Origin of the sequence: Tetragenococcus koreensis, from assembly GCF_003795145.1 — a bacterium.
Classification (GTDB): Bacteria; Bacillota; Bacilli; order Lactobacillales; family Enterococcaceae; genus Tetragenococcus; species Tetragenococcus koreensis.
On sequence record NZ_CP027786.1, the window covers coordinates 2,267,111 to 2,291,545 of the forward strand.

General features: G+C 36.9%; 27 protein-coding genes. 20 read left to right on the forward strand and 7 right to left on the reverse strand.

The window, feature by feature from the left end; genetic code table 11:
- Positions 1-243 precede the first annotated feature (243 nt).
- Genes C7K43_RS10860 through C7K43_RS10870 form a run of 3 tightly spaced genes read right to left on the reverse strand, consistent with a single transcriptional unit; the run spans position 244 to position 1,591 of the window.
- Entirely contained in the window at positions 244-468 is a 225-nt protein-coding gene (locus tag C7K43_RS10860) for a helix-turn-helix domain-containing protein (protein ID WP_124006862.1), read from the reverse strand.
- 15 nt (positions 469-483) lie between these two features.
- Complete coding sequence (locus C7K43_RS10865) at positions 484-1,035, reverse strand: DUF2975 domain-containing protein (protein WP_124006863.1); 552 nt, start codon at positions 1,033-1,035, stop codon at positions 484-486.
- A gap of 25 nt (positions 1,036-1,060) precedes the next feature.
- Positions 1,061-1,591, reverse strand: a complete 531-nt coding sequence (locus C7K43_RS10870; RefSeq protein ID WP_124006864.1) for a DUF2975 domain-containing protein — start codon at positions 1,589-1,591, stop codon at positions 1,061-1,063.
- A 289-nt stretch (positions 1,592-1,880) separates the two neighbouring features.
- Between C7K43_RS10870 and C7K43_RS13220 the strand changes: the two genes are divergently transcribed.
- The 18 genes from C7K43_RS13220 (at position 1,881) to C7K43_RS10955 (ending at position 19,192) form a co-directional block, all read left to right on the forward strand.
- Entirely contained in the window at positions 1,881-2,030 is a 150-nt protein-coding gene (locus C7K43_RS13220; protein ID WP_157977748.1) for a hypothetical protein, read from the forward strand.
- Entirely contained in the window at positions 2,023-2,706 is a 684-nt protein-coding gene (locus C7K43_RS10875; protein ID WP_124006865.1) for a hypothetical protein, read from the forward strand. Before C7K43_RS13220 ends, C7K43_RS10875 begins: the two co-directional genes overlap by 8 nt.
- Before the next feature lie 131 nt (positions 2,707-2,837).
- A complete protein-coding gene (locus C7K43_RS10880) occupies positions 2,838-3,035 on the forward strand; it encodes a DUF6366 family protein (protein ID WP_124006866.1) in 198 nt (65 codons plus the stop codon).
- Between the two features lie 200 nt (positions 3,036-3,235).
- A complete protein-coding gene (locus C7K43_RS10885; protein ID WP_226996652.1) occupies positions 3,236-3,361 on the forward strand; it encodes a putative holin-like toxin in 126 nt (41 codons plus the stop codon).
- A 702-nt stretch (positions 3,362-4,063) separates the two neighbouring features.
- Positions 4,064-4,333, forward strand: a complete 270-nt coding sequence (gene rpsN / locus C7K43_RS10890) for a 30S ribosomal protein S14 (protein WP_124006867.1) — start codon at positions 4,064-4,066, stop codon at positions 4,331-4,333.
- A gap of 38 nt (positions 4,334-4,371) precedes the next feature.
- A complete protein-coding gene (rpmF, locus tag C7K43_RS10895) occupies positions 4,372-4,539 on the forward strand; it encodes a 50S ribosomal protein L32 (protein WP_124006868.1) in 168 nt (55 codons plus the stop codon).
- A gap of 12 nt (positions 4,540-4,551) precedes the next feature.
- On the forward strand, positions 4,552-4,932 hold the full coding sequence (locus tag C7K43_RS10900; protein WP_124006869.1) for a hypothetical protein: 381 nt from the start codon (positions 4,552-4,554) through the stop codon (positions 4,930-4,932).
- A gap of 14 nt (positions 4,933-4,946) precedes the next feature.
- Complete coding sequence (gene rpmG / locus C7K43_RS10905) at positions 4,947-5,096, forward strand: 50S ribosomal protein L33 (protein WP_124006870.1); 150 nt, start codon at positions 4,947-4,949, stop codon at positions 5,094-5,096.
- A gap of 383 nt (positions 5,097-5,479) precedes the next feature.
- On the forward strand, positions 5,480-6,895 hold the full coding sequence (locus C7K43_RS10910) for an SLC13 family permease (protein WP_124006871.1): 1,416 nt from the start codon (positions 5,480-5,482) through the stop codon (positions 6,893-6,895).
- Positions 6,896-7,129: 234 nt separating this feature from the next.
- Positions 7,130-8,815 (forward strand): ribonuclease J, encoded by a 1,686-nt coding sequence (locus C7K43_RS10915; protein ID WP_124006872.1) that lies wholly within the window; start codon positions 7,130-7,132, stop codon positions 8,813-8,815.
- Between the two features lie 534 nt (positions 8,816-9,349).
- Entirely contained in the window at positions 9,350-11,131 is a 1,782-nt protein-coding gene (locus tag C7K43_RS10920; protein WP_124006873.1) for a PTS mannitol transporter subunit IIBC, read from the forward strand.
- 201 nt (positions 11,132-11,332) lie between these two features.
- Entirely contained in the window at positions 11,333-13,405 is a 2,073-nt protein-coding gene (locus C7K43_RS10925) for a BglG family transcription antiterminator (RefSeq protein WP_226996653.1), read from the forward strand.
- Between the two features lie 3 nt (positions 13,406-13,408).
- Complete coding sequence (locus C7K43_RS10930; protein WP_124006874.1) at positions 13,409-13,855, forward strand: PTS mannitol transporter subunit IIA; 447 nt, start codon at positions 13,409-13,411, stop codon at positions 13,853-13,855.
- Positions 13,852-14,994, forward strand: coding sequence for a mannitol-1-phosphate 5-dehydrogenase (locus tag C7K43_RS10935; protein ID WP_124006875.1), 1,143 nt, complete (start codon positions 13,852-13,854; stop codon positions 14,992-14,994). Before C7K43_RS10930 ends, C7K43_RS10935 begins: the two co-directional genes overlap by 4 nt.
- A gap of 89 nt (positions 14,995-15,083) precedes the next feature.
- Entirely contained in the window at positions 15,084-15,785 is a 702-nt protein-coding gene (nagB, locus tag C7K43_RS10940; protein ID WP_124006876.1) for a glucosamine-6-phosphate deaminase, read from the forward strand.
- Between the two features lie 413 nt (positions 15,786-16,198).
- Entirely contained in the window at positions 16,199-16,900 is a 702-nt protein-coding gene (locus C7K43_RS10945) for a metal-dependent hydrolase (protein WP_124006877.1), read from the forward strand.
- A complete protein-coding gene (locus tag C7K43_RS10950) occupies positions 16,884-18,215 on the forward strand; it encodes a DRTGG domain-containing protein (RefSeq protein WP_124006878.1) in 1,332 nt (443 codons plus the stop codon). Before C7K43_RS10945 ends, C7K43_RS10950 begins: the two co-directional genes overlap by 17 nt.
- 20 nt (positions 18,216-18,235) lie before the next feature.
- The gene (locus C7K43_RS10955) at positions 18,236-19,192 is read left to right on the forward strand and encodes a DHH family phosphoesterase (protein WP_124006879.1); all 957 of its coding nucleotides are present in this window, start codon (positions 18,236-18,238) and stop codon (positions 19,190-19,192) included.
- A 98-nt stretch (positions 19,193-19,290) separates the two neighbouring features.
- Here C7K43_RS10955 and C7K43_RS10960 read toward each other — a convergent pair whose 3' ends face one another.
- Entirely contained in the window at positions 19,291-20,343 is a 1,053-nt protein-coding gene (locus C7K43_RS10960; RefSeq protein ID WP_124006880.1) for a plasmid pRiA4b ORF-3 family protein, read from the reverse strand.
- Positions 20,344-20,483: 140 nt separating this feature from the next.
- Here C7K43_RS10960 and C7K43_RS13280 point away from each other — a divergent pair, with 140 nt between their 5' ends.
- Positions 20,484-20,660 carry a hypothetical protein gene (locus tag C7K43_RS13280; protein WP_168712004.1) on the forward strand — a complete coding sequence of 59 codons (177 nt, stop codon included), beginning with the start codon at positions 20,484-20,486 and terminating at the stop codon, positions 20,658-20,660.
- 61 nt (positions 20,661-20,721) lie between these two features.
- Here the strand turns inward: C7K43_RS13280 and C7K43_RS10965 are convergent, their stop codons facing one another.
- Genes C7K43_RS10965 through C7K43_RS10975 form a run of 3 tightly spaced genes read right to left on the reverse strand, consistent with a single transcriptional unit; the run spans position 20,722 to position 23,225 of the window.
- Complete coding sequence (locus C7K43_RS10965; protein WP_124006881.1) at positions 20,722-21,504, reverse strand: PHP domain-containing protein; 783 nt, start codon at positions 21,502-21,504, stop codon at positions 20,722-20,724.
- A 47-nt stretch (positions 21,505-21,551) separates the two neighbouring features.
- A complete protein-coding gene (locus C7K43_RS10970) occupies positions 21,552-22,343 on the reverse strand; it encodes an SDR family NAD(P)-dependent oxidoreductase (protein WP_124006882.1) in 792 nt (263 codons plus the stop codon).
- 21 nt (positions 22,344-22,364) lie between these two features.
- On the reverse strand, positions 22,365-23,225 hold the full coding sequence (locus C7K43_RS10975; protein ID WP_124006883.1) for a fructosamine kinase family protein: 861 nt from the start codon (positions 23,223-23,225) through the stop codon (positions 22,365-22,367).
- 122 nt (positions 23,226-23,347) lie between these two features.
- On the opposite strand from C7K43_RS10975, the gene C7K43_RS10980 reads away from it, so the two are divergent.
- Complete coding sequence (locus C7K43_RS10980; protein WP_124006884.1) at positions 23,348-24,181, forward strand: aldo/keto reductase; 834 nt, start codon at positions 23,348-23,350, stop codon at positions 24,179-24,181.
- Positions 24,182-24,435 lie beyond the last annotated feature (254 nt).

The following is a 24,435-nucleotide window of genomic DNA, read 5'->3' on the forward strand; positions in this document are numbered from 1 at the left end:
AGCTTTAACTTGATAATGATGAAAAGGATAAGTAAAGACCATTGTATAGACTTTACTTATCCTTTTTAATTTTTCAGCTATATATTATAGCCATCGAAAATATTAGAAAATAAGACGGTTGATTATGGTTCGTATTGTTTGCTTTGTTAATTCATCTTTTCGCTCAGAGTATTGCTCTTTGGCTTCTTTTATTTGTTCCATTATTGTCTTTATTTAGATCTGTATACCAGTCTGTTCAAAGTTCTAGTCGCTACCATCTGTCGAATGATCAGGTAAATATTCTAAAATATCACCAGGCTGGCAACTTAAATTACTACATATTTTTTCTAGCGTATGAAAACGAATTCCTTTAACTTTCCCATTTTTTAAATTCGATAAATTTGCTTGTGTTATACCAACTTTTTCAGCAAGGTCTTTAGAAGAAATCTGTCTTTCGAACATTACTTTGGTTAGGTTAACTCTAATCATATATTTATCCACCTACTATATAAAAGAATCATTTTCATTTTTTAATTCCATTCCGTTTTTAAATAAAGTATAAATTGTATAGAAAACAGCTAAAAATACAAAGCTAACGAATAAATAGGTTAAATCAAAATTTAAGTTACCACCACTTTTAGTATAAAAAGTTGTAACTAATGAGATGACTATAGCGACTATTTGTTCTGCAATAATAATCCATAATCCGCTTAATATTTTTTTTGAATATCGCAAATTATCCTTTGTAAAAAAGTTCATATACTCCATGTTTGTAATAATATTTTTTAAAGCATTTACGATATAAAACAAAGTACCAATTAATAGTAAGCCAAAAATTAATCCACCAATGACAAAAAGTAAGCTTGGTTGTAGATTGTTAAGAAGAATAATTTGTCCATTAATTGTTGCTTGTACGTCTACATAGTTGCGAAGTGTAGGAATAGCTAATACAAATATTCCTAGTACTAAAAGAATACTCAAAAAAGCAAAAATTATTTCAGCGACTACAATCAGAATAGAAAGAAATTTAAGTGCAAGTTTTGTTTTAGGGTTCATAATGTACCTCCTTTATTTGAACGTTCTATACAAAAGAATCATTTTCATTTTTTAGCTCCATGCTAGATTTAAAAACTAGGTACAATGTGTATATAATAGCTAGAATAATCATATAAATTCCAATTTGAGACCATGAATTTGCAAAAATAGAACTCACATTTTGTTCATGCGCATAAGCAAAGAAAAATAGACTTAAGATATTAGAAATGGTAAATATTGAAAAATAGGTTAATATTTTTTTCAAACTAGTGACATTTTGTTCAACAAAATATTGTTTACTATAAATATTATCGATAATTTTCTTTAATGAACGTAAAACAAAGAAAATACTAGTAATAATCAGAAAGCCAACAATGGCACTGACTATTAGGAATATTGTTGGAATTGTGTTGTTAGTATTGGCATACGATAGAAGTTCTTGCTTGAAATCGTTAGGGATTAATAATAACGAACCGGCAGCCAGAACTAAACCAATTCCCGCTATGCTACACAGTATTTGACCAATAATGGTTAGTATTGATAAAATACGTAAAATAAAACGATTGAAAAAGTTCATTTAAATCACTCCTTTTAATTATCGTAATACAATAATAAAGTATTGTAAAGGAATAAAATAATATCTTTTTGTAATAACTTCAATTATGACGGAATATCCGTTTATTGGTGATCTGGTTAATAACCGTTATTTTAGTTTGTTAGCGCGGATTCATTTATTTTTTACAAGAAAAAAGCAAATATAAAGGTCAAGCATTATTCAATTTATTAGCTCAAAGTATTTTTTTATGATACCGTTATCTTAAAGAGATAGAAAAAACACTAGCAGTATAAGGAGATGAACTAAAAACATGAAAAAACGAATTATATTACTCGCACTGTTTGTCATTTCCGGAATGAGTCTATTAGGGTGCTCAGCGGGAACAGAAGATGAAGCCTCTGTTTCAGATACAGAAACGAACACCTCTACGCAAGCAAGTGAGCCTACAGCAGGTGAGTGAAACTACTACAAAAGACGAATCAACAGCAACTAGTGAGACAGAAACAGCAAGTTCCGCAGAAGAAGCGACTACCTCAGAAGAAGAGCAGGACGAAGCCGACGAAGAAGAAAACAGTCAAGAAACAGTTCCTGTTAGAGAGTATTCAGAGGAAGAAAAAGACGCTGTTCAGCAAGAATTTTTAGAATGGGCAATTCCAAGAGCAGAAGAAGGAAACATGGCAGTGACGGATAAATACTTCGAACATGGGGCGTCAGGTCTTGGTGATTGGTTTGCTGAAACAGAAGATGGGGAAATACAGCTTCAGCAACAATTACCTGAGGAAGAATTACCAGGATACGATGCATATGAGATTCATTCACTAGGAGGCGTTGCTTTTTATGTCTCATCTTCAGGCGTTACTGGCTATGACGAAGCACCAAAAGAAGCGGCTACAGCTCAAGGCTTTACTGAAGTTGCGGATTCTGATTACCCAATTCACAAATATGTACTGGGAGATAACGGAGTTGTATATGAATTGATTGGAGATGTAGACGAAATTGGCGGTTTTCCATCCGGGTATGGTTTATATGATGATGATGGCAAGACAAAAGCTATTGATCCTGAATATACTTTCAAAGTTTCAGATGATGCAGACGCGCAAGAAGAGTGGAGACAAATATTACAAAGTCACCAATAATGCTTTAATAGCTATTGTAGAGAAGATGTCGCTTTCTAATTGTAGATTAGTTATGATTTCTTTAGTGAGATCTTCTTTATCCGTTAATTCGGATAAAAGTGTTAATACTTTTCGCCTGGAGGTTTAAAAGTATGAAACAAAACAAACCTGAGAAAGAGGATAAAACTAAGAAAAAAGAAAAACCGGTAGTGACTTTAGCAGAAAACTTCCGTAGGTTTGCTACAGGCAATTTAGGAGATCAGTACCATAGAAATTCATGGAAAGATACTTTAGTTATTATTGTCGTGGTAATCGTCGGTTTCTTCCTATACGTTATATTTGGAAACTAAGGCAAGAACTTTTAGAGAAATAAAAAATTTTGACGCTAAGATTGCTCTTTGCAGTAGCTACTAGAAAAATGCCTATTTACTTAAAGATAATAGTTGCTGATTGCTAGAGAAGTTAAGACGGTGGTTATTCCCAAAATAGGGTAATGCTTATGGGGTAAAAACCGTAGCAAAACTTAAACCTAATGAAAGGAGTAGCTTAAGTGTTCATTTCGGATGCTTTACAGCTAATGCTTACTTTTGGTGCATTCACCACAGCGCTAATTGCATTAGTTGTTGAGTTGACTAAAAACCAGCAAAAAATAACCGTCTTAACTTTGGCCAGATAACGGTTATTTTTTTTACTTTATTCGCCACCGTCTTATACGGCTCTACTAAGGAAAGTATGTAGGCACATGCTTTCCTTTTTTCTGTTTATGTTATAGCAAGGAAAAGTAGAATATACAATTGCTTGCTATTTGGCCTATGAAAGTGAAATTTGGCTCTCTAGGTTTGAAAAAATGACAGAATAGCTTTAAAAGCCAACGCTATTAGTGGGAAATCAAACAATGTAGCTCCAATCTGCAAACATATTGGGGGTAACTTTCGTGATGAACCACCGATCGATAAAATATTGGGGGTAACTTACGCGATGTGCCACCAATTGATAACATATTGGGGGTAACTTACGTGATGAGCCACCAATCGATAAAATATTGGAGGCAACTTCCATGATGTACCTCCAATAATTATGAATAATGGTGGAATGCATGAGAGACAACGTCTTTTGTTACCATAAAGTCTTGTTGCAATGAATTTTATGCAAGAGCTTTCACATCATAGTCGATGATTTTAACAAAGTTAAGGAAACCACGTTGATTAAATTTAAATTTGTTATTCAATCGTGGGTGTTAAATGATATGCCATTCATTTGAATGAAATTTCAAGTTATTTTATATTGACAAGCTTTTTTGAACGTGCTAAAGTATCGTTTGTAAATCAAAATGGTTACACTTTGCAAAACGAAACAGAAATGATGAAAGGAAGATATTATGGCTAAAAAATCAAAAATTGTAAAAGCCAGAAAACAACGTGAATTAATTGAAGAATATGCTGATCTACGCAAGGAACTTAAGCAAGCTGGGGACTATCAAGCGTTAGCGAAATTACCTAAGGATTCTAACCCGAATCACTACAAAAATCGTGATTTGATCGATGGTAGACCGCGTGCGTATATGCGAAAATTTGGTATGTCGCGGATTAATTTTCGTCAATTAGCACATAAAGGACAGATACCTGGGGTCAAAAAGGCTAGCTGGTAAGCATCCTAACAAATTAAATGATACAAGGGGTGAGGACAATGGCAGTACCAGCAAGAAAAACGTCAAAATCGAAAAAGAGATTACGGCGTACGCATCAAAAAATTTCCAGACCGGAAATTTCATATGACGAAGCAATAGGTGATTATCGCCGTAGTCATCGCGTATCTTTAAAAGGATATTATAAAGGAAAAAACATTAACGAATAGGAGATGAACTGAATGGAAATCATTTATCCACCGTTAGTTGAACAAAGCGTTAAATTTCATTTACATGGTAGTAAACAGGAAACTATTGATAAAGCAGAAATGTATCGCTCAATGGTAGAAAGAGGCATCCTCACAGAAAATGGATTACCAACTGACTATGCATTGGAGAATGGTTGGGTTAAGGATTTCTACGAAGAGGAACACATCTCCTTTGAAACTTTTCTGGAAATTTATCCTATCTTTAAAAATTATGATATACATCTATTTCAAATGGTGGATGGCTTTTGGGAGATTCCTGTGAACCTTAAGGAAGAGCTATTACAACAACTCGCAGAAAATAAATTTGATTATGATGAAACAATACAAATCAAAGAATACTTGGCAGATCGCTGAGAAGAGGTAGTAAAATGAGACAAAATATTACTTTAGAATGCGTTGAGACGGGAGAACGTTTGTATCTCACAAGTAAAAATAAACGTAATACTCCCGAACGCTTAGAACGGAAAAAGTATTCACCAAAATTACGAAAAAGAGCTGTTTTTCGTGAAGTGAAATAATCGCTGCAGAGGACTCAAATCATCTTTCAAAAGGTGATTTGAGTCTTTTCGTTCATTAAAAATTCCGAACGGTTTTAAACTAAAAAACTGATGAAATCGCTAATACAATGGATTTTATAACATTTTTGCGGATACGGTAAGTAAACCAAAATTTAAATAATGCTGAATAATAGCTAAAAATTGTTTATACATAGTAGATTAGTGAGAATTTTACAAAAATTTTTAAATTTACTTGCAAATTTAGATGGCGTAATTTCTAAACCTATTTCTTTAAAATGGAGTATGGTATGCTATTAACACAAAAAGTAACTTGCCTATAATTTAAAAAAGTATTTTTACAAAAGCTTTCACTTTTTTAAATCATTTTGAGGGAGGAGAGAAAGATGAATTTTCAAAAAATTGGACTTGTTTTAGGTCCCGTATTCTTTGCTGTGATTTATTTCATGGAAGGGCTGACAGGACTAGCAGATGCTCCACGTGCAGTTTTAGCTGTAACCGCTTGGGTAGCTACCTGGTGGATAACAGAAGCAATGCCAATTCCTGCTACTTCTTTGCTCCCTATTTTTTTACTACCTATTACAGGAGGGACAGATGAAGCAACGGCTGCGATGGCGTATGGTGATCCGATTGTTTTCATGTATATGGGCGGATTTACCATTGCCTTAGCAATTGCAAAATGGGGATTACATAAACGTATCGCCATGCTGATTATTTCGTTGATTGGAAAAAGCTGTTCTCGTATTATTCTTGCAGTAGGTATTGCGACAGCCTTTTTATCGATGTGGATTTCCAATGCTGCAACGGCTCTAATGATGCTTCCAATTGCATTGGCGTTAATCACTGAAATTAAAGAGAAACGGTTGTTAAATGAAGATTCTTTTAATAACTTTTCTAAAGGGCTTCTATTAACCGTAGCTTATGCAGCTTCGATTGGTGGATTGGCTACGATTATTGGTTCTGTGCCTAACGCGGTTTTAGTCGCTGTGGCAAACAATATGTTGGATCTTGAGATTACATTTTCGGATTGGTTCTTATTTGGTTCGATTGTTACCGTCCTTTTAATGGTCTTTTTATATTTCTATATTACAAAAATTCAGTTTAAAGTAGAACAAGACCAAAATATTTCCACCCAATTCGCTCAAGAACAGTTAAAAGAATTGGGAAAAATGACTACAGAAGAAAAAAGTGTTTTGGTCATTTTCTTTTTGGTAGGTTTTATGTGGATTTTTGGTGGTTTATTGCCTTGGGCTTTATCCGATACAACGATTTCGATCTTTGGCGCCAGTGCCATGTTTTTAATACCAAATTCCAAAGGTGGCCGGATTTTAGAATGGGCGGATATGAAAAATCTTTCCTGGGGATTATTATTACTCTTTGGTGGAGGACTTTCTTTAGCCGCAGCTTTTGAAGATTCAGGCCTAACAAGTTGGTTTGGGGAATTACTAACAAACCTTGAACAATTTGATTATTTTTACATCGTCGTTATCTTAACCGTAGCTATTTTATTTATGACGGAAATTATGTCTAACACGGCTGTTTCTAATATGCTAATGCCAATTAGCGTAGGATTAGCTGCTGGAATAGGCGCGCAGCCTTTTGGTATCATGGCGATTGTGGCACTTGCTTCTAGTTGTGCATTTATGTTACCTATCTCAACACCGCCGAATGCTGCTGTGTTTGGTTCCGGTGAAATACAAATTAAAGATATGATAAAAGCAGGTTTTTGGATGAATATGTTTAGCATCGTTGTCATTGTTTTTGCGGTATATATTCTACAGCCTATTATTTTCAGTTTTTAAGTAAAAGAACTGGTGAAATGAACTTCATCAGTTCTTTTTATAATAAAAAAATTAAAGGAAAGATAGGATTTTGCGGTAATTGTTCTTAAAAATGTCTTGTATCCCCATTTTGTGTTATACTATTATAGGATGTTTTTGGCTCAGGAAAATGAATATTTGTTTTTTCAAGAAGAGAATCGAAAAAACATTAGATAATAATAAAATTTATACAAAAATAATTAAGAGGTGAAAAATTTGACGCAAATAAGAATTATTCCTCTTAGTGGCGTACGAGAAAATGGTAAGAACTTGTACATCGCTGAAGTAGGAGAAGATATTTTTGTGTTAGATTGCGGCTTACGTTACCCGGAAAACGAGTTATTAGGAATCGATACTGTCATTCCTGATTTTACTTATTTAGAAGAAAATGCCGACCGCGTAGCCGGAATCTTTGTTACACATGGACACGCAGATGCGATAGGCGCACTGCCTTACTTTTTAGAAAAAATCGAAGCCCCCGTGTTTGGGACCAAGTTGACGATTGAATTGGCAAAATTGTCTGTGCATCGTTATGAACCAACCAAAAAATTCAAAGGATTTCATGTTATTGATGAAGATACAGAAATTGACTTTAACTCAACAGTTGTAAGTTTCTTTCCAACGACCCATACGATTCCTGATTCAGTGGGTATTTCTTTGAAAACACCCGAAGGAAACATTGTCTATACTGGAGATTTCAAGTTTGATCAATCAGCTGTTTCTTCTTATCGTACCGACTTTGGCCGTTTAGCTGAGATTGGTAAAGAAGGCGTCTTGGCACTTTTGAGCACGTCCAGTAATGCTGAAAACCCAGCAACTGTAGCTTCTGAAAAGCAAATTGGCGAAGAAGTGTACGATAATATCGGATTTTGGGACGGACGTATCATTGTTGCCTGTGTGGCTAGCAATTTACAGCGGGTACAACAACTAATCGATGCTGCTTACCGTTCTGGAAGAAAGATCGTATTAACTGGGCAAGACTTTGGCCGTATTATTCGTACAGCTATGAAATTAGGCAAATTGGAATTACCAGATGACGATATTTTGATTACTCAAAAAGCAATGAAAAAATATGATGACGATCAGTTGATTATTTTGGAAACTGGCCGGATGGGTGAGCCGATTAAGGCATTGCAAAAAATGGCTAGCGGGGCGCATCGAACCTTGCGGATCAAAGAAGGCGATCTGGTTTATATTACGACCACGCCAACGATTGCTATGGAAACTTACGTTGCTAAAACGGAAGATATGATCTATAGAGCAGGTGGCACGGTCAAAAATATTTCTGACAACTTACGTGTATCTGGTCATGCCAATCCGGATGACTTGCAATTGATGATGAACTTGCTAAAACCGAAATATTTTATTCCGGTTCAAGGCGAATATCGTCTACTCATAGCGAATGCTGAATTAGCAGAAGATGTGGGCATACCCAAAGATCACGTATTTATTACCGTACCCGGTGATATTTTAGAATATGACAATGGCGAAATGAGCCTTAGCGGTACGATTCCGTCTGATAATGTCATGGTAGACGGGATCGGCGTGGGCGATATTGGAAATATTGTCTTAAAAGATCGTAAAGTCTTATCAGAAGATGGCGTCTTTGTTGCAGTTGTTACGATTAATCGTCGTAAAAAACAAATTGTCTCCAAACCTCAAATTACGTCTCGAGGATTTGTCTATGTCAAAGCGAGTCGAGACCTCTTAAGAGAAGGTGGAGAAATTGTAGAAGAAATTGTTGATAGACATTTACACAGCAGTGACTTTGAATGGAGTAAATTAAAGCAAGAAATTCGCGAAAAATTAAGTCGTTATCTATTTGAACAAACAAAAAGAAGACCTGTGATTTTACCAGTTATTATGGAATCAAGCCAAAAACATAAAAAACGAAAAGCATAAAAAATACCGACCTCTTATGAAAAAAGTACATTTTTTCGGAGGTCGGTTTTTCTGTAGGTATAAGTCTGCTAAAGTAGCGTGATAGAAATGGTGAAGACAAGGATTCTATTAAATAAGGACACCAGAATACATAAATAGCGGGATTATTAGCGATTAAGAACATTAGAAAGCCAAAACAGTGTGGTAAAAAGGAAATAAGCGCATAAGAATGCTAAAGTAGTGCGGTTAACCTGAGCTAAGCACGTAAGAATGCCAAAGCTATGAGCTTAAAAGAAGAAAAAGGACAAAAAAGACAATTTTAAGTTAGATCAAGCACATAAGAAAGTAAAAACAGTGTGGTAAAACCCCCTTAACCACACTGGATTTAAAAACTAGTGTGTCTAACCTAAATTTTTGTTGCAAAAACGAAATGTCGGCTAAAGTTTTGTCACTTTTCTTTGTGCCAAATCTCTATCTAGATTCAATTGAAAGCCTTATCAAATTCACTTAGACTGAAGGTGTAGAAAAAGTAATTATTTTGAGAGGAGAAGAAAAATGGCGCAAGGAAATAAAGGAATTAAGGCCAAGGTACAACAATTAGGTAGTAGCCTAAGTAGTATGGTTATGCCTAATATTGGGGCGTTTATTGCTTGGGGTGTTATTACTGCACTATTTATTCCCGATGGTTTTTTACCTAATGAACAATTGGCTTCAATGACTGATCCTATGATCACTTATTTATTGCCACTGTTGATTGGGTATACTGGTGGGAGCATGATTCACGACCAACGAGGTGCAGTTGTTGGTGCTATTGCAACGATGGGGGTTATCGTAGGTTCGGATGTGCCAATGTTTATTGGTGCGATGATGATGGGTCCATTAGGTGGTTGGTGTGTAAAGAAATTTGACGAAAAATTCAGTGACAAAATTCGTGCTGGATTTGAAATGTTAGTGAATAATTTTTCTTCTGGATTGATTGGTTTTGCTTTAGCAATTATTGGTTATTATGCAATTGGACCGATTGTAACGACTTTGACGGAATGGTTAGGTTTGGGTGTTGCAACGATTGTCCAAGCAGGTCTATTACCTTTGGCCAATATATTTATTGAACCAGCTAAGATTTTGTTCTTAAACAACGCCATTAACCATGGAATTTTAACGCCACTTGGAGCAGAGCAGTCGATTGAAGCAGGCAAGTCGATCTTATTCCTACTTGAAGCAAACCCTGGTCCTGGATTAGGTGTCCTATTAGCCTTTACGATGTTTGGCAAAGGTTCAGCGAAAGCTTCCGCACCAGGCGCGATTTTAATTCAATTTGTAGGTGGAATTCATGAAATTTATTTCCCGTATGTTATGATGAAACCGCTAATGTTTCTAGCAGTGATTGCCGGTGGGATGTCAGGAACCTTTACTTTCCAACTCTTAGATGCTGGCTTACGTTCTGCTGCATCGCCAGGATCTATTCTAGCAATATTAGGATTAACCCCACCAAACAGTTATGTTGCGGTTATCGCAGGTGTAGTAGTTGCTACTATCGTTTCCTTCCTAGTGGCAATGGTGATTCTCAAATCTGACCATTCAGAAATTAGTGATGAGGACTTGGCCGCACAACAAGAAGCTGTACAATCTGCTAAACAAGAAAGTAAAGGCCAAGGTTCAGCTGCTGCAGATACAGGAGACGTTCAAGATGCTGAATTAAGAAAAGTGAATCGAGTAGTATTTGCTTGTGATGCAGGGATGGGTTCTAGTGCGATGGGCGCATCTGTTTTACGAAAGAAAATGCAAGAAGCTGGCATTGATATGTCAGTGACCAATTCTTCTATCGGTAAATTACAAGATGATGCCAATACATTAATTATTACGCAAAATGAATTACATGATCGCGCCATTAAAAAAGCGCCATCAGCAGAATTTGTAACGGTTGAAAACTTCATGGATAGCCCTCGTTATGGAGAAATTGTCGAACGGATGAAAAATGAAACGACACAAGAGGAAAGTGACGAAGCGACACCGACGGATACTACTGATGATGTAGAAGAGTTGAAACTAGCTAAGGTTGAACATATTGTGTTTGCTTGTGATGCCGGAATGGGTTCTAGCGCGATGGGTGCTTCAGTCTTGCGAAATATGTTGAAAAAAACTGACTTAGATGTAGATGTTACTAATATAGCCATTAATCGTTTAGATGATGATGCGCAGACTTTGGTAGTTACTCAAAAAGAACTATATGATCGCGCTGAACAAAAAGCGCCATCAGCACAATTTGTTACTGTAGATAACTTTATGGACACTGAAGTTTATGAAGAAATCGTTGAACGAATGAAAAAGCAACAATAAAAAATGATCTGATAATCATCAAGTGGATCACAGGTAGTGATATAATCTAGGATAAAGCGGATACTTCTCAGTAAGTCCTAGTCAATTGAAAAGATAAGGCAACTTCTTTATAAGCAGCTATGGCAATATTTTTCCAGGTGGTTGTCGTGCTTACAAAGAAAGGTCTTATCTTTCCTTTTTGATTTTATATTGGAGGTGAAAATGTTGTATTTTTCCAGTCGGGAAAAGAAATTGCTAAAGTTATTACTTGAAAATAAAGAAGGAATTCCTGCGCAGAATTTACAAGAACTTTTACAAATCAGTAAACGTACATTGTATCGCGAGATTTCGAGTATTGAAAAAACAATTAAACCACAAAAAGCTCAAATTATAAACGAACGCAAGATGGGCTATCGTTTAATTGGTGAAGAGTCGGTTCTTCGTGAAATAAGTCAAGAAGTCCAGAAAAAGCAAGAGGTGGTATTTGATAATGTTCATCGACAAAGTGCTCTAGTTTCAAGTTTGTTGCTAGCAAAAGAGGAAATAACAATCGAAAGTTTAGCATTGGATTTTGCTGTCAGCCCAACGACCATTCATAGTGATCTACAGCAAGTTGAAAAGAGTTTAGCCGAATACGGCCTTTCTTTACATCGGAAAAAAGCTCGCGGCATTTTAGCTGTGGGTCCGGAAGAAAAAAGACGCCAAATTTTGAGCAATATTATCTATAGCGATGTTAACGAATATGAGTTTTTTTCTTACTTGGCTGAATTGACTGATCCTGATAAAGATATGGAGCCCTCCAATTTCTTTTTAAATTTCATCACTTCGCGCTGGTTTTATTTTGCTAAAAAAGCGGTGCTTGAAAAAACAAATAGCCTTTTTATCGAAGTAACCGATAATCAATTACAACAAGTGATTACTAGTTTGGCTTTATCCCTCGAACGTATCAATAACGATCATTGGGTGGTAGGGGAAATAAACGATGACTCGATCTCGCCAGGGGTTAAAAGCTTAGCAGAACAGATTATGGGCGAAATAAAAAAGCAAACAGATCTAAATATTACAGATAGAGAAGTTTTATTTTTTACTAAACAACTAGAAGGCGTCAATTATAAAAAGCCGCAAAACATCTTTTTGGATAATTTTGATGCAGAGCTTTCTTATCAAGTAAGAGAATTAATCCGATTGGTCTCCCAGCAAATGCAAAATGACTTTCGTAAGGATGATACGCTGTTTTACGACCTGCTGGCTCACTTATCAGCGGCCTTTAAACGGATTGACAATCAAAATCCATTGGTAGGTAATCCTTTGCTAGAAAAGATTTTGGTTGAGTATCCTAGGTTAACGGAGATAATCAAAGAAAATTTAAAACAAATTTTTACTGACCATCAAGCTTTTTTGCAAGATGAACTGGCTTATGTTGTGATCCATTTTGCAGCATCTTTAGAAAGAAATCCGGTGAAAAAAGAACTTTCAGCGTTAGTCCTTTGTTCTAGCGGCATTGGGACTGCTAAAATTTTGGAAAGCCGTATTAATAAATATATTCCTGAAATTGAACGGATTGAAATTGCTAAAATCTCACAGATGAGTCACATTGATTTTAAAGAATTTGATTTAATTCTTTCAACGATTTTCTTACCCGAATTTTCTTTGCCTTATAAGGTGATTTCACCTCTTTTATTAGACGATGAAATCCATGAAATCAAGCAAGAGTTAAAAGGAAAACAATTTACAAATAAACCTGTATCTTCTGAAAGGCTACCTACAGATACGCCAAATGACTTTGAACAAGTTTATGAACAGATGAAAGTGGCTAATGAGCTTTTGACACAATTTTCGATAAAAGAGGTTGCTACCCGACAAACATTGGAAAAAACACTGGATGTGGTTTTAGAAGAATTAGAAGGCGTCATTATTGAAGATCGCAAAAAGGTTCGGGAGCTACTTATTAATCGGCACAAATTAGCGCCGATTGGCATCCCGCACACTCATTTTGCTTTATTTCACAGTGCCAACGCCTATGTTAAAAAGCCTTATTTTGCAATTTTTGATTTATCACGTTCGGTTCCTGTTTTGGGTATGGATAGAAAGCCTATGGAGCTCACTCGTTTATTATTGATGTTAGCACCAGCAAATATGTCACAAACGGAAGAACGTCTTTTAGGTAAAATTAGTGCTTCAGTCATTGAAAGTGATGTGAACATTCAAACCTATCAATATGGCAATGAAGAAGCGATTTACGAACGAATTAGTTCTTTGTTTATTGACGAAATTAAAGAATCAGAGGAGGAATAACAAATGGAATTACAAAAAGAGATGATTTTGCTTAATCAGACAGATCAAACGCCTGAAGAAGTGATCAAAAAAAGTGGTCAACTGTTAGTCGATGCCGGTTGTGTTGAAGAAGGTTATGTTGACGCGATGCTTGAGCGTGAAAAAATGGTGTCTACTTACATGGGCAACTTTATTGCCATTCCTCATGGAACAGATGAGGCCAAAGAATATGTCAAAAAAAGCGGGGTCTCAATTGTCCAAGTTCCTCAGGGAATCGATTTTGCTGCAGAAGATGATGAGGAAGAAAAACTTGCGACAATTGTTTTTGGCATTGCCGGTGTGAATAATGAACATTTGGATATCTTACAAAAAATTGCCGTATTTTGTTCAGATGTGCAAAACGTGGTTAAATTAGCTGATGCCAATTCAGCAGAAGAAATTATTGCATTACTTGAGGAGGTAACCGAATGAAAGCGACGCATTTTGGAGCAGGGAATATTGGTCGAGGATTTATTGGAGAAATTCTATATCAGAATGGTTTTTCGATCGACTTTGTCGATATTAATGAAACAATCATTGATGCATTAAAAGAAAGAAATAGCTATGAAATTGAATTAGCCGCAGCAGAAAAAAAACATATTAAGGTTGAACAAGTAACAGGAATCAATAATCAAAAAGACCCTGAAGCCGTTATCGCTTCAGTTGCTACAAGTGATATCGTTACGACAGCGATTGGTCCTAATATTTTGCCCTTTATTGCCGAGTTAATCGCTAAAGGGATTCAAAAAAGACGCCTTGAAGGAAATGATACTCCTTTAGACGTGATTGCCTGCGAAAATATGATTGGCGGCAGTCAATTCTTATTGAATAAAGTTCGCGAATTTTTAAATGAAGAGGACTTGAGTTACGTTGATGATTTTATTGGTTTTCCAAATGCGGCAGTCGATCGGATTGTTCCTATGCAACAACATGAGGATCCATTGTTCGTTTCTGTTGAACCATTTTGTGAGTGGTTAGTTGATGATACACAAAGCAAAGCTAAGCAGATTCGTTTAGACAATGTGGGTTATGTCTCAGATCTGACGCCATATATCGAACGTAAGCTTTTTTCTGTGAATACCGGGCATGCAACAACAGCCTATACTGGTAATTATTATAGGTATACTACAATCGGTGAGGCTATTGCAGACGATAAAGTATTAAACCAATTGAAGGCTGTTTTGCAAGAAACAGGTGATTTATTAATTGCTAAGTGGGACTTTGCACGCTCACAGCATGAGCAATATATTCAAAAAATTATTGAGCGTTTTAAAAATCCATACATTTCAGATGATGTATCACGGGTAGCACGTACGCCGATTCGAAAGCTAGGCTATGATGAACGCTTTATTCGCCCAATCAGAGAAGCTAAAGAACGCGGTCTTGCGTATCAATCTTTAGTGAATGTCGTAGCAATGATTTTACAATATGATGATCCGAATGATGAAGAAAGTGTACGCTTGCAAAAAATGTTAAAAGAAAATTCAGTTGCGGATGTTATTTACGAGGTAACAGGTTTATCTGATGCCTCCATTGTAGATGAAATTGTTGAGAAAACAGGCGAAAATTAGTATTTAAACGCTTATGACAATCTTGCTTTTTGGAAACACTCATGCTAAAATTGGTGTATACCAAAAATACGTGTAAGGGAGATTTTTTCATGGATGTTATGCGCGTGAAAAATGCCGATGAGGGCGGCAAAAAAGCATTTGAAATCCTCAAAGAAGGAATTGCCAATGGCGCCAACACTTTTGGCCTAGCAACCGGCAGCACACCAGAAACAATGTATAGCTATATGGTCGCAAGTGACGTAGATTTTTCCGATAAAGTATCTGTTAATTTAGATGAATATGTAGGTTTAGATGGGAATGACGAACAAAGTTACCGTTACTTCATGGATCAACATTTATTTAACCACAAACCATTCAAAAAAACCTATGTTCCTAATGGGAAAGCCACTGATTTAGATGCAGAATGTCAACGATATGATGGTGTCATTGCTGACAATCCGATTGATATTCAAGTATTAGGGATTGGTCAAAATGGCCATATCGGCTTTAACGAACCAGGAACCTCATTTGACGCTACGACACATGTAGTTGAATTGACAGACTCAACGGTCAATGCCAACAAGCGCTACTTTGATAAAATTGAAGATGTGCCAACGCGAGCATTAACTATGGGAATTCAGTCCATTATGAAAAGCAAGAAAATTATTTTGATGGCATTTGGCAAAGCAAAAGCGGATGCTGTAAAAAGCATGCTTGAAGGAGAAGTTACAGAAAACTTGCCAGCAAGTGTCTTGCAAAATCATGGCGACGTCGTTGTAATTCTCGATGAAGACGCAGCAAGTAAATTATAAACAAAAAAGTATAAAAGCGTGCAGAAAAAATTCTGCGCGTTTTTTATTATGAGAAGAGAATGAACGAAACACTCTCTGGCTCTAACTTAACAGGGATTGAATGGAGAATCGACTACCTATCTATTCAAACATGGGGAGTCGATTAGGATTTCATTTCCCATGATTTCCCTTTTTTAACTTTTCCTAAATGATGGAGAGCCTTTCTTGAATGCTCTCTATCTTTCGCTTCTCAGAGGCCATAGTTGAGTTACTCTCCTCCTTCTTAAGTAGTCTGGGTCCAGCCATTTGGAATTGTCACATACTGCAAATGCCTCTTTGTTTTTTTATTTTTATTCATCTGTTACAATATAGAGTATCTACTGTTATAATTTTTGACACAGAAAAAGGAACAAGTTGAAAGAGAGGGCATTAAAATGAAAATCACGTATCATGGACATTCTGTTCTTTCTGTTGTATTGAATGATGGCACTCGTTTATTATTTGATCCATTTATTTCGCAAAACCCTTTAACAGATTTATCTGTCGAAGAAATAAAAGCTGATTATATTTTAATTACTCATGGTCATGATGACCATCTTGGAGACATGGTCCCAATTGCTAAAAAAAATAACGCTACGATCATAAGCATCGCTGAAGTTTGTAAATACGCTGCTAAAAAAGGTGTTCAGAAAACGCATGGCATGAATATCGGAGGCGGGTTTGATTTTCCTTTTGGGCGTGTAAAACTGACACATGCGCAACATAGCTCTGGCTATGAAGAAGATGGACAAATGATCTATATGGGCGAACCTGGCGGTATTTTGTTACAAGCAGATGGCATAACACTTTATCATGCAGGTGATACGGCAGATTATAGTGATCTCTCTTTATTGGGCGAACAATATGACATTGATATTGCTTTTTTACCAATTGGCGATAATTTTACGATGGGGCCTGCAGATGCTTTACGTGCGGCAAATCGTTTAAAAGCGCGGACTGTGGTGCCCATTCATTACAATACATTTCCGCAAATCGAACAAGACCCGCAAAAATTTGTTGATAAAATGCCTGGCATTGGAAAACTAATGAAGAGCGGAGAAACAATTGAGGTGGAAAATAATGGCGACCAAACATGATCTGATCTTGGCACATATTGAAGGGTTACAAGTAGGCGAACGAATTTCCGTTCGCGGCATCGCTAAAAGTTTGGATGTCAGTGAAGGAACGGCTTACCGGGCGATTAAAGATGCAGAAAATTCAGGCCTGGTTTCTACCATCCAACGTGTTGGTACGATTCGGATTGAACGGAAATTAAAAAAACATATTGAACAACTAACCTTTGGCGAAGTCGTTCAAATTATTGAAGGCGACGTTTTAGGCGGTTCTAATGGTTTACAAAAGGATCTGAATAAATTTGTGATTGGCGCAATGACCGAAGAGGCTATGCAGCGCTACATTACTCCCGGTTCTTTGATGATCGTCGGTAACCGTTTGGATGCGCAAAAATTAGCCTTACAAGGCGGAGCTGCAGTATTGATTACTGGTGGCTTTGATACATCACCAGAAATTCGGGAACTAGCGGATCATTTAGAATTGCCTATTTTACGGACAACGTATGATACGTTCACTGTGGCAAGTATGATCAATCGTGCGATGAGTGATCAACTTATTAAAAAAGATATTTTATTAGTGGGCGATATTTATATGCCTTTGGAAAAAACACGCTATTTAACGACGACAGATACGATCAAAGATTATCAGACACTTTCTGATTCGAGCCAACATTCGCGCTATCCAGTTGTGAATAAAAATACACGGGTAGTAGGTATTGTAACTGCTAAAGATGTAATAGGCAAACCTGATAGTCAATCGATTGAACGAGTGATGACCAAAGGGCCGCGTATGGTAAAAAAAGAAATGAGTGTAGCTTCAGTAAGTCATCAAATGATCTGGGATGGATTAGAAGTTATGCCCGTAGTTGCTGACGATTTATCATTGTTAGGAATTGTTACCAGACAAGATGTGATGAAAGCCATGCAATTAGTGCAACGTCAACCGCAAGTAACAGATACCATTTCTGATCAAATTACCGGTGATATCCAATCCATTGAAGAAGATTTAGAAGGAAATAAGTTACCAGCACCGCAATTTTCGTTTGTAGTAACCCCCCAAATGGTCGATGAACTAGGAACGATTTCAATTGGCGTGTTAAACGAAGTGATTGCCAACGTTACTAAGCGTACTATGGTTGCAAATAATCGTCGGAATGCTTGGATTGAACAAGTGAATCTACATTACTTCCGTTTGATTCAACTGGAAAGTGAATTAAATTTACAACCTCAAGTATTAGAACTTGGCAGACGTTCAGCCAAACTGGATGTCGATGTTTTTATCGAAAATTCGTTGGTAGCTAAAGCGATCGTGGTCTGCCAAGTAATGGAACGTCCATAATGTAGAAAAGAGGAAATAAAATGAGTGTGCAAGAAGATATTTTAGCTGAAATCAAAGCTTATCAAACAATTATTATTCAGCGGCATCAACGACCTGATCCTGATGCTATTGGATCGCAAGTCGGCTTAGCTGAGCTTTTACGTGCTAGTTTTCCTGATAAAAAGATTTATCAAGTTGGCGGGCCCACAGAAGGTCTGGACTATTTAGCAGAGATGCAAGAAATCAATGAAACAACTTATCAAGGAGCCTTGGTCATTGTTACTGACACAGCGAATGCCCCGCGAATTAGCGATGATCGCTTCAATTTGGGAGCTAAATTGATTAAAATCGACCACCATCCTAACGAAGAGCCTTATGGGGATTTAATGTGGGTGGAAGATGAAGCATCAAGCTGTAGTGAAATTATTGCAGACTTTTGGCAGTTATTTCCAACGGAATTACATATGAGCCAAAATGCTGCTCGTTTGCTGTATGCTGGAATCGTTGGGGATACAGGTCGCTTTTTATATCCCTCTACTTCTGCTCACACCTTGCGAATTGCTGCAGATTTGATTGATTTTGGTTTTGATTACGCAACGTTAAATCGCCAAATCGAACAAATTTCAAGCAATGTAGCCCGATTGTCAGGGTATGTTTATCAGAATTTGCAAATGGATGAGACTGGCGCAGCCCGACTGACATTTAGTACGGAAATGTTAAAAGAATTTGGCGTTTCAGATGCGCAAACTTCTGGAGTGGTTCCACTACCTGGCGCGATCGAAGGCGTATTAGCATGGGCAATTTTTGTTCAACAGGCAGAAGGTTATTATCGGGTACGCATGCGTTCAAAAGGCCCCGCTATCAATGGAATTGCTAAACGCTATCATGGTGGCGGCCATGCTTTAGCCAGTGGTGCTAATGTACGTGATTTAACTGAAGCACAAGAGCTCTATGAAGAACTTCAAAAATTATGCAAAAATTTTGCTGCAAATCATTAATTTTAACCTTTTAGCTTGTAAAATGAAGGGAAACCTAGAGATTTATTCTTCAAAAAAATGAAAAAAGCCAGCTGAGAAAATTCCCAGTTGGCTTTTCATTATAATTTAGCTAATTTGGCGTTGATCTTGTCTAAATCAAATGGTGCAAATTCACCTTCTCCACGTGAATCTTCCAGCGGCGCGTCTTGACGTCCGGTAACACATACTGGTAGGTGACTCGTATCAACTTTTTTAAAGTTTTGTTCAAGTTTATTCACCGGCAAAATATCTTCACATTTGATTGTATGTTGCCAATCATCACCAAAATCATAAATATAATCAACAGTATTGAACCGGGTAAAAATTTCACCGACGGTTACTTCGGATGGATTGTAAGAAGCGTTGTCCTCATCCCAAAAATCATCAATATTCATTTCAGCTGGTTCAAAGAGGAAGCCATCTGCAGTAAATAGATAGAGGTGTTCACTTTCCCATTCAAAACAATTTTGAATAATTTCATGCAGGTCAGCTAATGTATACTTAAAAGGTACGAGTACACGGCGCCAAATGGGTGGTTTAAAGCCTTTTAAATCAACTCGCAACTGGACAGCGTAGTCCATACTGCCTTCAAGTTCTTTTGTCTTATCTGTCGGAAATGCAATGATGTTGTCTTTAGGTTTATAATCTGAGCTTTCTTGCAGTATATTGTTCAAATCCTGAAAAAGGTTATCCATTTCAGGTGGCATCGAATCTAGTAATTCTTGATCCATCTTGTCCATCTGTTTTTTCTTTTCACCTGTCCAGAACTGTTCATCACCCATCCGCTTGAGAAAGGTATGTTTATTTTCTTGGAAAAACGATAATAAGTCTTTATATACCTCCGTTGATAAGTAATGATTCTCGTAAAGAAACTGATAAAAATCAAGAAGCACACTATGAATAGCTAGTACTTCGTCAGGAAAAATGATGTAGTTTTTTGGCAAATCAGTTAGATAGAACTGCTCAAGTAACTTTATATCAGAAAAACTTTGGCTCTCTTCCATTCTATCTGTAAGTTTAAGAATCACTCGAATAAGGTCTTCTGGATCATCAATAATACTATCATAGTCTTCATTAAGCACGTCAATTTTGCTTCCAAAGAAACTATCGAGTATGTCATCCATTGTAGCCATCGAGAACACGCCCTTTCCATTTAATGTTTATTTTATTATAACAGACAGCGCCTTCAAGTTGTCTTAATTTACAAAATAAAAAAAATTCTTTATAGTTAAAGTAGAGTTGAACCCCCAGATAAAAAAGAGGAGGGATTTACATGGCAGACGACAAAAAAGATCAATCAAAAGAAGAAGTGTATGCCAAACGTCAAGAAAAATATAAGGACGAAAAAGAAAAAATATTCAAAGAGGCCCATCAAGAAGCAGCAGATAATGACGTGATTGATCCTAAAGAATTAAAAGATGAAGAAAAGCCAAAAGATGATAAAGAATAAAAAGAGGCAGGAAGCGTAAAGCTCCCTGCCTTTTCAAGTGTAGAAGGCAAATTTTTCTGTTTTATGGCAGTTCTGTAAAAAAGCGCTCGTTTTTTTGAAAAGCAACTAAAAAGTTGATATCAAATTCTTTTAAAAGCCCAGCCATTTCTGGGAATAGTGCCTGGTAGTCAGCTGCTTGATGGGCATCAGAGCCTAGAGTGAAGAATTTCCCGCCTAAGCTTTTATATAATGGAATAACATAACGATAAAGATTGGCATTTTGATAATGACCAAAACTTTTTGCGTTGATTTCTAGCGCCATTTCTCGCTGAATGACCTTTTTTAAAATCAGACTTAGTTCCTTTTCAAAATGCTCTTCTAACTCTTGGGGAGTAAAATCAAGCCGACGTAATCCATACTCAAAATGGGTCAAAATTTGCGCGTCAAAAAAAGTATCTAACACCTGCGCCATTTGATCAAAATACATTTTAGCAATATTATATTTATCTTTGGTCAAGACCACATCATCCATGTAATCAAATTTTCCATTTTGATGAATACTTAAAAGTTTTAGATCATAGGGATGTTGATTAAGGTAGTCATTGATCTGTTCTTCTTGTCCTGGAACAACGCCAATTTCGACACCCTTTAAAAAAGTAGTCGGATAGTTGGCTGCTAGTTCGCCTAGTTTTTGCGATAGTTTGTCATAATCAGGAATATCATCATGAAAATCATTTCCCGGATTGTGTAAATCTAAGTGATCGGTGGCTACAAAATAAGCCGGATTATTTAACAAGTAGTTTTCAAAGATCTCTTGCGAATCAAAAGATAAAAAAGTGTGCAGGTGCTGGTCGTAATAGTTCATTATTGCTTCCTCCTAATTAAGACAAGTACGTCATTTTAAAAGTTTGTTTAAATCGTTCCTACTGAATTACTGTCCACACGATAATTTGCCCCGTTGACAAAATTAGCTTTTTCAGAGCATAAAAAGGTAATGACATTGGCTACCTCTTCAGGATAACCGCGACGTGAACTAGTCATAAAAGGTCTCTTTTCTTTTAAGAAAGATTGAATCGCTTCGTCAAAAGAAACATTTAATTCGTCCGCGCGGTTTTCCATCATTTTATCTGTCATCGAAGTATTAATAAAGGCTGGCGAAACAGCATTTGCAGTGATACCTTCGGGCCCAAGTGTTTTTGCTAAGCCTTTGGATAGTGCTAAAATTCCAGCTTTAGTAGCACAATAAGGAATTTCATCATCATAAGGCTGTAATGCATCTTCAGAAGCTAAAAAGAGCACACGGCCCCAGTTTTTTTCTCGTAAATCGCCGAGGAATTCTTTGGTGGTATTGACCGAACCAAAGAAATTAATATCAAATACTTCATGCCAATCTTCAAGTGAAATTTCAGAGAAGTCACCTTGGGCGCCTGTAATACCAGCACAGTTAATTAAAATATCGATGGTTTGTTCTTGTTTTTTTAGTTCTTGATGCAGTTTTGCGAGTTCTTCTGGATTTTTCACATCGCCAGTTACTGTTTTAACTAACTGCGAATCAGCAAAATCTGCTTCATCAAAACGGGCAAAGCTTTTATCAAACAGTACGGTTGTGACTTGTTCTTCATTTAAAGCTTTCGCTGTAGCCAAACCAATTCCTGCACCGCCACCGGTGATTAAGGCGGTTTTTCCTGCTAAATTTAAGTTCATAGAGCACCGTCCCTTTCTGTTTTATGAGTTATATAAGATATCATTCATCGTACGATTAGCACCAGCTGCATAGATGGAACCAAATTTATTTACGTGAACCATTAAAAGATACAGACTATAAAATTTTAGACGCTCTTCATAACCAGAATCAAGAGGGTAGGCTTCTTGATAAGCTTGATAAAATTCATCATTAAACGCATTAAATACCAAACTTACGCCTAAATCAAATTCACGATCTCCATACAGTGCATCAGGATCAAATAAAGCGGGTGTTCCATCTTTTAAAAACATGTGATTACCGCCCCATAAATCCCCATGAAGTAAAGAAGGTTTACTTTGATGTTGGGTTAGACGATCATTCATGACTTCACGTACTTTTTGATATTGAGCCTCTTCTTTTTTGCCCCATAATTTTTTTCGTAATAATTCAGCAGCTAATACGTCCATTCTCCGGTCTACAAATAACTCACGCCAAGTGTCACACCAAGCGTTATCATAAGTTAAATCTGATCCAGTAGAAGGTTCGTCAAAACCAAATTTACCGTTGGGACTATAATGTTGATGCATGTCAGCAACTAAACGTCCTAAATCACTTTGGCTACCACTACCTTGATCTAAAAAGGTAATTAAAAGATAAGCGTCGCCATCAATTTGTCCGTTACCAATCACCCGTGGAGCGGTGATGCCCGCTTTTTCAAAAGCTTTTAGCCCTGCAATTTCACCTTGGTAAAAATCAGCAGAACGATGGGGCTGTGTTAATAAAAAATAAGGGCCTTCTTCTGTTTCCACTCGATAGGCCTGATTAACATCGCCTCCTGCCATTGAGTGAATTTTTTTGATACCAGCAACAGGTAGTTCTTCTGACCATTGTTTACTTAACATTTTGTCCACCTCCACTTCTCATTATAACAAGGAGTGGGAAATTAATGCGAATAAAAACATTGGAAGCAATAGCTTTCAATCTGAAGTAGATATGGTATGATTTTTGTAGGAGGAGATTGACTATGAATGAATTTTATGAACTATCGGATGGCTTTAATATTCCTAAATTGGGCTTTGGTACGTACAAATTAAAAGGAACGTACGGTACTCGAGTGATCGAACAAGCTTTGCAAGTTGGTTATCGTTTGTTAGATACCGCAGTGAATTATGAGAATGAAGGAACAGTAGGACGTGCGATCAAAAATAGCAGTGTCCCGCGCGATCAAATTACGGTGACTTCAAAACTACCGGGTCGGCATCATTCCTACCAAGAAGCACTTGCAGCAATTGAAGAATCTGTTGCTTGCTTGGATTTAGATTATATTGATCTGTATTTGATTCACTGGCCTAATCCTAAACAAGAAAAATACGTGGAGGCCTGGCAAGCGTTGATCGATGCTCAAAAATCCGGACTCGTTCGTTCGATTGGCGTCAGCAACTTTTTACCTGAACATATCGAACATTTAGAAAAAGAAACCGGCGTTTTACCTGTTATCAATCAAGTCGAATTACATCCTGAATTTAATCAACAAGCACAACGTGAATTTGACGCTTCAAAAGAAATTATCACACAAGCTTGGAGTCCTTTAGGTCGGGCATCTAAAATTTTACAAAATGAAACCATTAAAAAAATAGCAGATAAATATGGAAAAAGTATTCCACAAATTATTTTACGCTGGCAAATACAATTAAATGTGTTGCCAATCCCTAAAGCATCACATCACTTGCGCCAATTAAATAATTTTGCTATCTTTGATTTTGAGTTAAGTAAAGAAGACATGACAACGATGAACGCATTAACCAAAGAAAACGGTCGCTTAACCGGTCAAGACCCGGCAGAACACGAAGAATTTTAAGCAAGCTAAAGAAAGAGGCGCACTCTTTCTTTTTTGCTGTGAATCACTACGATTTAGCGACCAAAGGGAGCTAAGAGTAGCTGATGAACAGTACTAGGGCGAGCGAAAGCGAGGCGTAGTGTCCAAAATTCTCGAATCACTACGATTTAGCGACCAAAGGGAGCTAAGAGTAGCTCCTTCAAGGCCTTAGCGACTAGTCGCTTAGACCTTGATGAGATCGAAGCATAAGCGAAGAGATGAACAGTACTAGGGCG